Source organism: Flectobacillus sp. (assembly GCF_049240685.1).
GTDB lineage: Bacteria > Bacteroidota > Bacteroidia > Cytophagales > Spirosomataceae > Flectobacillus.
Genome location: NZ_JBMLSD010000122.1, coordinates 1 through 8,326, shown reverse-complemented (window position 1 = coordinate 8,326; position 8,326 = coordinate 1). Strand labels below are relative to the sequence as shown.

At 37.7% G+C, this 8,326-nt stretch carries 8 protein-coding genes; 6 read left to right on the top strand and 2 right to left on the bottom strand.

Features of this window, described 5'->3' with window-relative positions; translation table 11 throughout:
- Nucleotides 1-45: 45 nt before the first annotated feature.
- On the bottom strand, nt 46-945 hold the full coding sequence (locus tag ACOVQ4_RS05700) for a helix-turn-helix domain-containing protein (RefSeq protein ID WP_421819689.1): 900 nt from the start codon (nt 943-945) through the stop codon (nt 46-48).
- Nucleotides 946-1,175: 230 nt separating this feature from the next.
- Here ACOVQ4_RS05700 and ACOVQ4_RS05695 point away from each other — a divergent pair, with 230 nt between their 5' ends.
- Nucleotides 1,176-2,891: a GMC oxidoreductase gene (locus tag ACOVQ4_RS05695; protein ID WP_421819688.1), complete on the top strand. Its 1,716-nt coding sequence runs from the start codon at nt 1,176-1,178 to the stop codon at nt 2,889-2,891.
- 266 nt (nt 2,892-3,157) lie between these two features.
- Nucleotides 3,158-4,072, top strand: a complete 915-nt coding sequence (locus ACOVQ4_RS05690; RefSeq protein ID WP_421819687.1) for a sugar phosphate isomerase/epimerase family protein — start codon at nt 3,158-3,160, stop codon at nt 4,070-4,072.
- 87 nt (nt 4,073-4,159) lie between these two features.
- Here the strand turns inward: ACOVQ4_RS05690 and ACOVQ4_RS05685 are convergent, their stop codons facing one another.
- On the bottom strand, nt 4,160-5,002 hold the full coding sequence (locus tag ACOVQ4_RS05685) for a methylated-DNA--[protein]-cysteine S-methyltransferase (RefSeq protein ID WP_421819686.1): 843 nt from the start codon (nt 5,000-5,002) through the stop codon (nt 4,160-4,162).
- 287 nt (nt 5,003-5,289) lie between these two features.
- On the opposite strand from ACOVQ4_RS05685, the gene ACOVQ4_RS05680 reads away from it, so the two are divergent.
- The 4 genes from ACOVQ4_RS05680 (at nt 5,290) to ACOVQ4_RS05665 (ending at nt 8,283) form a co-directional block, all read left to right on the top strand.
- The gene (locus tag ACOVQ4_RS05680; protein WP_421819685.1) at nt 5,290-5,688 is read left to right on the top strand and encodes a hypothetical protein; all 399 of its coding nucleotides are present in this window, start codon (nt 5,290-5,292) and stop codon (nt 5,686-5,688) included.
- A 167-nt stretch (nt 5,689-5,855) separates the two neighbouring features.
- A complete protein-coding gene (locus tag ACOVQ4_RS05675; RefSeq protein ID WP_421819684.1) occupies nt 5,856-6,803 on the top strand; it encodes a ParA family protein in 948 nt (315 codons plus the stop codon).
- Nucleotides 6,804-6,812: 9 nt separating this feature from the next.
- On the top strand, nt 6,813-7,706 hold the full coding sequence (locus tag ACOVQ4_RS05670; RefSeq protein WP_421819683.1) for a hypothetical protein: 894 nt from the start codon (nt 6,813-6,815) through the stop codon (nt 7,704-7,706).
- A 160-nt stretch (nt 7,707-7,866) separates the two neighbouring features.
- On the top strand, nt 7,867-8,283 hold the full coding sequence (locus ACOVQ4_RS05665) for an OsmC family peroxiredoxin (RefSeq protein ID WP_421819682.1): 417 nt from the start codon (nt 7,867-7,869) through the stop codon (nt 8,281-8,283).
- The last annotated feature ends 43 nt before the right edge of the window (nt 8,284-8,326 follow it).

Below are 8,326 nucleotides of genomic sequence, written 5' to 3'. Positions count from 1 at the left end.
GCCTATTGCCTCAAAAATCTAATTTTGCACGATTTCACATTATCATTACAGATAGGCTATATGTTTAACCTTAGCTTGGTCTTCTCCTACGGCCTTTCGATAATTGATAGGTGAGGTATCTGTATTTTTTTTAAAGAGCCTAGAAAAATAAAATTCATCCTCAAATCCCAACAGATAGGCAATTTCTTTTACTGATTTGTCTGTTAGATACAATTCTCGTTTGGCTTCCATCATCAATCTTTCTTGAATTAAATCTGAGGGAGTTCGGTCAAAATATTTTTTAGTAAGTTTTCCTAAAGTCTTCAGACTTATATTCAACTTGTCGGCATAAATACTAGGTGAATGCTCTATGACAAAAAACTCTTCAATCATAGCTCTAAATTTTTGTAAAATAGAATGGTCTGGATTACTATTCAGCGCTATTTGCTCTTCTTTTTGAGCTTGATTTTGGGCTTTGTAACGGGTAGTATGAATCAAAAAGATTTTTAAATAAGATAAAAGCAGGTCATTTTGAGCCAGCTCTTCATGACTTGATTCGTCTTTCATTTGCTCAAAAACCCCTTCCAATACTGTACTTTGCTCCTGCTTAAGTTCTACAAATGGTGGCGCAAAAAGGTTATTGAACAAAACACCATTGCAAGACACTTCTTTTTGGTGCTTAAGAATACAAAAAAAATCAGGATGAAAATGAAGTACTTTCAAAGGAAGGTCTTCTTCATTTTTTTTTATGATGAAAGGTTGAAAAGGACTAAAAAACAAAACCGCTGGTGCTGATATATGATAAAATGACAAATCTGCTTTTAACTCTACCGAACCCTCCTGAATACACACCACCGTAAAATAGGGTAATCTTGTAAGTGTCGAAAAAAGCACTTGATTACTCTCTCCAATACTAAACATTCTTTCGGTACTGTCGGGACGGGTAATGATAAATTCGGCATTCATAGCGTATAATTCGAATCGAGTATGAAGAATGGTTTGAGATAAAATTCTAACGCCAAATTACAAAATGCAGTTCATTGTCTCCAAATATGCAAGATGCAAATACGAGGCAGATTTTTGAAACCCTACAGCAAAGGACATACAGAGCGGTAAAAATCAGGAAGTTTTGTCTTTTGATATGTAGAAAATCATTGACCAATAATTTATATTCACAAACGCATCACTTTGGATTTATGAGCTACTTTACTATTGATTCTATCAAAGAACGCACTTTCGATGCCATCGTTATTGGTTCGGGTATAAGTGGGGGTTGGGCAGCCAAAGAACTTACCCAAAAAGGCTTAAAAACACTTGTGCTCGAGCGCGGGCGTGACGTCAAACACGTGGTCGATTATCCTACTACCCTAAAAAACCCTTGGGAGTTTGAACACCTTGGTTCAGTGCCTCAAGAAATCAAAAAAGATTACCAAATTGCCAGCAATCATTATATTTTTAGTGAAAGTACCCTACATTTTTTGGTTCGTGACGACGAGCAACCCTATATTCAAGACAAACCTTACTCTTGGATACGAGGCTATCAAGTAGGTGGGCGCTCATTACTCTGGGCACGCCAAACCCAACGTTGGAGCGATTTTGACTTTGAAGGCCCCGCTCGTGATGGCTTTGCCACAGACTGGCCTATACGCTATAAAGATTTAGCACCTTGGTATAGTTATGTCGAAAAGTTTGCAGGTATTACAGGAAACAAAGATGGTCTTGACTATTTACCCGATGGAGAATTTTTACCACCTCACGAAATGTCTTGTGTCGAAAAACATTTTAAACAGGTTGTATCTCAAAATTATACTAATCGCCATGTGATTATTGGGCGTGCAGCACATATTACTGAGCCAAAGCCTATCCATCTTCAACAAGGTAGAGCCAAATGCCAAAACCGTGTGATATGCGAAAGAGGTTGTCCTTACGGAGGATATTTTAGTAGTAATTCTTCTACTTTACCTTGGGCTGAAAAAACAGGTAACATGACGCTTCGACCGCACTCGGTGGTGCATTCTATTATATATGATGAACAAAAAGGAAAAGCCACGGGCGTAAGGGTAGTAGATGCCAACACCAAAGAAATGATTGAATTTTATGCCAAAATCATTTTTGTGAATGCTTCTACGCTCAACAGTAACATGATTTTGTTGAATTCTACCTCACATCGTTTTCCCAATGGTTTGGGTAATGAAAACGATATTTTGGGAAGATATATCGCTTTTCATACAAGTCGTGGACGTATTTCGGCTGAATATGAGGGCATGCTCGATTCAACCACCGACGGGCGCCGTCCAAATATTAGCTATATCCCTCGTTTTCGAAATGTTTATAAACAAGAAACGGATTTCCTTCGGGGTTATGCGGCGGGTTTTATAGCTTCTCGCTCGCCCATGCAGGATTTACCTAACGAATTAGGCGAATCGCTCAAGACGCATCTCAATCAACAGCAACTAGGGCCTTGGTCGATTGGCTCGCACATGATGGGCGAAACCATCCCTAAACATGAAAGTACTGTCAAACTCGATGCGATGCTGAAGGATAAATATGGAATTCCTCAATTGAGGGCATCCGTTGCTTTTGACGATAACGATGATAAAATGCTAAAGGATTTTCATGAACAATTAGGCGAAATGTACCATAAAGCTGGTTTTACCAATATCAAACTCATCGATACGCAGCGTTTGCCAGGCAACGAAAATCATGAAATGGGCGGTATTCGTATGGGTAAAGATGCCAAAACTTCTATGCTCAATGCTTGGAATCAATTGCATCATTGCAAAAATGTATTTGTTACCGATGGGGCTTGTATGACTTCTACCGCCACACAAAACCCCTCTTTGACTTATATGGCACTTACAGCGCGAGCAGCAGATTATGCCGTAAAACAGTTAAAAGCCTTGAAATTGTAGATAAGCTGTAGGCTTTAGGCATTAAGCTGTAAGCTATAGAAAAAGGGCGTTTTGTGACTACTGGACAAAATTGAATTAACTAGTTCAAGCTTTAGTTTTTGACTCAATTTTAAAACAGTTTCAAACTGTTTTAAAAAAATCAGTGAAAAAGTCTAAACAACTGAATCACACTTTAGGCTGTATGCATTAGGCTATAAGCTCAAAACGCTGATACTATTTTTGCCTAATGCCTATGGCACAAAAACCTCATCTTTACCTCTTCATACATGAAAAGACGTCATTTTCTTAAACATTCAAGTGCTGGTCTCTTAACTATTTTAGGAGCACAACAAGTCGTAGCACAAAAAAAATATGTGCCCAAATTAGCATTTTCGACTTTAGGTTGTCCTGAATGGTCTTTTGAAAAAATACTAGAAATGGCCGTACAAAATGGGTTTCAGGGCATAGAATTGCGAGGTATTCAAAAGGATATGGATTTGACGGTCTCGCCATTGTTCAATAGTCCAAGCAATATTCAAAATACGCTTAAGCTTTGCAAAAAAGCTGGTATCTCTATTGTTGATTTAGGTTCATCAACCAACTTGCATTGGGTAGATGCACAAAAACGAAAAAGTAATCTGGATGAGGCAAAAAGATTTATTGATTTGGCTGCCGATTTAAACTGTCCTTATATTCGAGTATTTCCGAATGATTTCCCAAAGGAGCAAAGCAGAGAGCAAACACTTCAAGCCATGATTGAGAACTTGGTCGCTTTGGGAGACTATGCCAAAAACACTTCCGTAAAAGTATTGCTCGAAACACACGGACAACTTGTATATGTTGCCGATATTTTACACGTAATTCAAACAGCCAATCATCCACAAGTAGGATTAATTTGGGATTTTTATAATATGTGGTCAGTTACCAAAGAAAACCCTTCGGAGGTATACGCCCAATTAGCACCATATATCAAACACGTGCATTTGAAAGATGCCATTACGGAAAATGGAAAAGAAAAATATGTATTGTTTGGCGAAGGCACAGCGCCCGTTCAAGAGGTTTTACAACTTTTGAAAAAAGGAAATTATCAAGGATATTATAGTTTTGAATGGGAAAAGCGTTGGCATCCCGAAATCCAAGAACCAGAAATAGCGATTCCTAATTTTAGTAAAGTCATAATAAAGAAGCTTAAAGATGCCTAAATACATGAGTCATCCCGAATTTTATGAAAACAGTTTTAAACTGTTTAAAAACTAAGACCAAGTCTTGAACTAGGCATTAATCATAAATTAGAGATGACTCAATTCTCGCTTTGAGGCTTCCCAGCCTATAATAGCCGATTTGCGAGTTTCGCCCCACATATAGCCTCCCAATTTTCCTGATTGTTGAATTACGCGGTGACATGGGATAAGGTAGGCAATCGGATTGCTTCCTATGGCAGTACCCACAGCTCTGGCGGCGCTAGGCTGATGTATTTGTTGGGCAATTGTCCCATAAGTACAAAGTTGCCCCATCGGAATATGCAAAAGCGACTCCCAGACCTTCAATTGAAAGTCAGTACCTTTTAAGTGTAATTTTACTTGAGCCATATTTGACCAATCTTCTGTAAAAATCTTTAGGGCATTTTCCTGAATCATATTTTTTCCTTCTGTAATAGTAGCATTAGGAAAATTCTTTTTTAACCTTTCTAAAGAATTAGGTTCGGTATCAATAAAAGTCATTTGGCAAATACCCTGAGGCGTTGACGCCACAAATACTTCTCCAAAAGGTGTATTTTCGATAGTATATTGAATGACTAAATTTTGACCTCCATTTTTAAATTCTCCTGGGGTCATTCCTTCTATATTGATAAACAAATCATGTAAACGCCCGCTTCCAGATAATCCAGTAGCCTCAACTGCATCCATCAAAGATGCATTTTGCTCTAAAACTGACTTCGCATGTGACAAACTTATATACTGTAAAAATTTTTTAGGACTAACCCCTGCCCATTCTGTAAACAAACGCTGAAAATGAAATGGACTTAAATGTACTTGTTCAGCAATTTCGTCTAAACTAGGTTGCAGTTGATAGTTGGACTGAATATAATCAATAGCCTTGGCAATACGATTATAGGTAGTTGGATCTGGCATTGTCATACGGGATAAAGTAAAATAAACTAACACAACAAAGATAAAACATCCTTTATGGCGATTCCAACCCAAAAATTGCGCTTTTTCAACTACCACTCATCATTACCCTCAACCGCTCGCCAGAAGGCACTTTTGCGCCATTTTTTATATCAACCGCTTATCTATTGATTCACCCGATTATAGTTTTTCAAGAAAGAATCCTAAAAACTCAGCCTAACTTTGAATCATCAAACAAGACGAAATAACAACAAGATTTAAAATATTAACTCTTTAAACTTCTTAAAATCATGAAAACTTTATTCAACATTATCGCATTAGTAGCTATCTCGGCAAGTAGTATTTTGGCAAACCCAACTAACGGTGAAGACAACACTACCAACAACAATAAAAAATCATTTGCTATCGGTACATACCGTGGTGCTGGCACTTTGGATTTGCACTTGACTGTCGATAAATTAGAAGGCAAGGCTCTTACCATTTTGGTAAAAGACAAAGATGGCCGTATTGTAAACCGTGAGCATATTGCTCGCTACAAAAGCACTTATCACGGTCGTTTTGACTTCAGCGAAGCCAAAGACGGTCAATATACTATCGAAGTAACCGACGGTAAAGACACTATTTCAAAAACAGTCTCTCTTGAAAACCAAACGTCAACAACGGAGTATCGTTTGATGACGGTAGAATAAACAATCTATAAACTTCTCCCAAAAGTCCTGCTATCCTTGGTGGCAGGACTTTTTGTTTTACAAGTCCTCTTCCTCATTAAATTTCATACAACTAAGTAGATATATTTGTCTATTTTTTTTGACTATATTTAAAAAATATCATATTTTTATGACAAATATTATTCCTTATGATTACACACGAAAAAGTCATTCAGTTTCTTCGTCGCAATCCTGCTTTGTCGGTTTCTATTCTTGAAAAAGAATCAGGCTTGCCTACCAGTACTTTGGCCAAAGCCTTGAGCGGAGACCGTGTCCTCAACCAAAAGCATCTCAATGCGCTCTATCCTATCTTGGTCAAATATGGCTATAATGAGGCTTACAACAACAAAGCAAAAGTTATCTCTATTATTAATCATAAAGGAGGTGTCGGGAAAACTACCACTACCATCAACCTCGGAAAAGCACTTACTCAGCTCGGTTTCAGGGTGTTGTTGATTGATATGGACTCTCAAGGCAATCTTTCGCAATCACTTGGAATCGACAATCCTCAGCATCAGGTTGTACACGCTTTACTCAAAAATGAAGAACTTCCAGTAGTATCTATCTCAGAAGGATTTGATGTGGCTCCCAGTGATTTGGAATTGGCATACGCCGACCTCGAATTAGTACAGGCAGTAGGAGGAGTAAATCAGCTTCGTAACAAAATCAATCCTTTGAGAGAGGTATATGACTACATTTTGATTGATTGCCCCCCTGCACTCAATATCTTTACCAACTCAGCTTTGGTAGCATCTAATAGCTGCCTGATTACGCTACAGCCAGAGGTTTCGGCAATGAAAGGAGTCAACAACCTCTTCGAGCGTATCACACAAGTACGTGAGCGAATCAACCCTGAATTGATGGTTGAGGGAATCCTACTAACGATGGTAGACAAACGTCTGAAAGTACACAAAGACATGATTGATTACGTTTATCAAACGCTTAATAACTTTAGAATTTACAAAACCGAAATAAGAATCAACGTAGCACTCAAAGAATCTCAAATCGCACAAGTCAATATTTTTGATTATGATTCTGCTTCTAATGGAGCTGTAGACTATCTCAACTTTGCCAAAGAATTTTGTGCCAATAACTAAGCTCATCGTATGAAAAAATATGCTATGAATTTGGGTTCGCAGCCCATTATAAAAGATCAAAGCTTACTTAATCATGAAGCAATCAAGCAACAAATCACGATTTTGGAAGAGCTCAAAGAGCTAATTCCACCACTTCAGAATGAAGAATTAGCACAGTTAGAAAAAAATATCTTAGCTGAAGGCTGTCGTGAAGCTCTTATGATTTGGCAAACTACGGCTAACATCGCTTTTCCAACGAGCACCGATACTAGCAAAATATATGTCTTAATCGATGGACATAATAGATATGGCATTTGCCAAAAACATAAAATAGATTTCAAAATACATTTAGTTTCTTTTAATTCTTTACAAGAAGTAAAAGAATATATGATTGATAATCAATTAGGTAGACGAAATCTTATTCCAGAACAAGCCTCTTATCTGAGAGGATTGAGATACAATGCCGAGAAACAAGAAAAAGGGAAATATCAACGTGAAGACCATAAGGGTCAAAATGTCCCTTATGATACAGAACTCAAAAAGGAAGCAACTGCTACACGTTTGGCCAAACAGTATAATGTAAGTGAAAAAACCATTAAACGGGATGGTGATTTTGCAGAAGGTCTCAATAAATTAGCCCCTACCCTCAAGCAGGATATCTTGGCAGGCAAGGTAAAAATAAAGAAAACAGAAATCCAACAATTAGCACAGATTAGTGATAGCAATGCCTCCGTAGAATCGCTGGACGTTATTGCAGAGATAGTTAGAACCAGTAATCAAACCTCTGAAAAGCTTGTTACAGAGAAGGATGTCCTTAAAACAAAAATTAAAGCAACGGTACAAAAACTCGAAAAAAGCGAAGATGCACAACTTTGTGAGGAACTTATCTCACTGGCCGAAGAACTCAAAAAATATCTTTCCTAAGACCATAAGGGTCAAAATGTCCCTTATGATATTTCTTTAACGAGGGGAAGTCATTTTTGTCCATTCATTAGTGATTTTTATACATTCTTTAAGATTAAAAAGTCATGCAACTTTGTCATATCAAAACGATACAACAAAACACAAATAAACCTTAAAGATCATGTTAATTAAAAGAAGCGCTTCTGCTCAATGGATTGGTTCGGGCAAAGCAGGTAAAGGAACTCTTACTTCTCCTAGCGGTGTATTAAACGCAACTCAATATTCATTTAATACTCGTTTTGAAGACGGTATTGGTACCAATCCAGAAGAATTGGTAGGAGCAGCCCACGCAGGATGCTTTTCTATGCAATTGGCATTTAACCTTCAGGGTGCTGGATTTACTGCTGATAGCATCGATACTACATCTGAAGTAGTTTTGGAAAACGGTACTATCACAACGATTAACTTAACAACAACTGTAAAAGCTGAAGGTTTGGATCAAGCAAAATTTGAGGAGTTGGTAAATCATGCGAAAGCTAATTGCCCAATTTCGAAGTTATTCAATGCAAGTATTACGCTTCAAGCTACATTACTATAAACTAATTATAAGGGCTGTAGGCTTTAAGTCGTAAGCTATGGGG

Coding starts and splice junctions, on each gene's coding strand:
- ACOVQ4_RS05670 (WP_421819683.1), top strand. CDS start 6,813: ATGAAAAAATATGCTATGAATTTGGGTTCGCAGCCCATTATAAAAGAT.
- ACOVQ4_RS05700 (WP_421819689.1), bottom strand. CDS start 945: ATGAATGCCGAATTTATCATTACCCGTCCCGACAGTACCGAAAGAATG.
- ACOVQ4_RS05690 (WP_421819687.1), top strand. CDS start 3,158: ATGAAAAGACGTCATTTTCTTAAACATTCAAGTGCTGGTCTCTTAACT.
- ACOVQ4_RS05675 (WP_421819684.1), top strand. CDS start 5,856: ATGATTACACACGAAAAAGTCATTCAGTTTCTTCGTCGCAATCCTGCT.
- ACOVQ4_RS05695 (WP_421819688.1), top strand. CDS start 1,176: ATGAGCTACTTTACTATTGATTCTATCAAAGAACGCACTTTCGATGCC.
- ACOVQ4_RS05680 (WP_421819685.1), top strand. CDS start 5,290: ATGAAAACTTTATTCAACATTATCGCATTAGTAGCTATCTCGGCAAGT.
- ACOVQ4_RS05685 (WP_421819686.1), bottom strand. CDS start 5,002: ATGCCAGATCCAACTACCTATAATCGTATTGCCAAGGCTATTGATTAT.
- ACOVQ4_RS05665 (WP_421819682.1), top strand. CDS start 7,867: ATGTTAATTAAAAGAAGCGCTTCTGCTCAATGGATTGGTTCGGGCAAA.